This window comes from Mesorhizobium sp. M4B.F.Ca.ET.089.01.1.1 (genome assembly GCF_004022605.1).
Lineage (GTDB): Bacteria > Pseudomonadota > Alphaproteobacteria > Rhizobiales > Rhizobiaceae > Mesorhizobium > Mesorhizobium abyssinicae.
This window is the reverse complement of record NZ_RZOS01001354.1, coordinates 1-485: the sequence shown is the minus strand read 5'-3', so window position 1 is coordinate 485 and position 485 is coordinate 1. Positions and strand designations below refer to the sequence as shown.

The following is a 485-nucleotide window of genomic DNA, read 5'->3' as shown; positions in this document are numbered from 1 at the left end:
TACCCAGTCCTTCCCGCAACCGGACCGGCAGCAATCGGCCTCACTACGGCCGTTCTGGAGGATGGCTGCCAACGTTCGTACACTTCGTAAACTACATCTGTTTAGCGCCACGAGACGATACGGAACGATATGGGAAGCTTTCAGATTTTTGCCCACGAAACTCAATGAGTTCAAGACGCCCTCCGGGCCTGACGCGCTGTTATGTTGCCGTAGGATAGAACCCCTACATCTGGTCACGCGAGATCCGAGCGTTGCGCTCGCGTTCGAATACCTTGTGACCGTCAGCCAGTGCTTCAACCCGCTCCGAAATCACCCATTCGGCCGCCGTACAGGAGAGACGGGTGGTGCAATGGCTTTCCGTTCGCCAGTCTGTCCGTTGGGCAGCGCATGTCCAGCGAATCTCGGCGGCCAATGACAGGGGATCGTCGGGGGCTATAGACCATACCTCTCGCCGGATGTCGCGCGTGCACAAGCCGTTCTCCGGA

At 58.4% G+C, this 485-nt stretch carries 1 pseudogene; it reads right to left on the bottom strand.

Annotated features, from left to right (window positions below):
- Window positions 1-223 precede the first annotated feature (223 nt).
- Window positions 224-485: pseudogene (locus tag EN780_RS40090) on the bottom strand (peptidase); the annotation flags it as partial.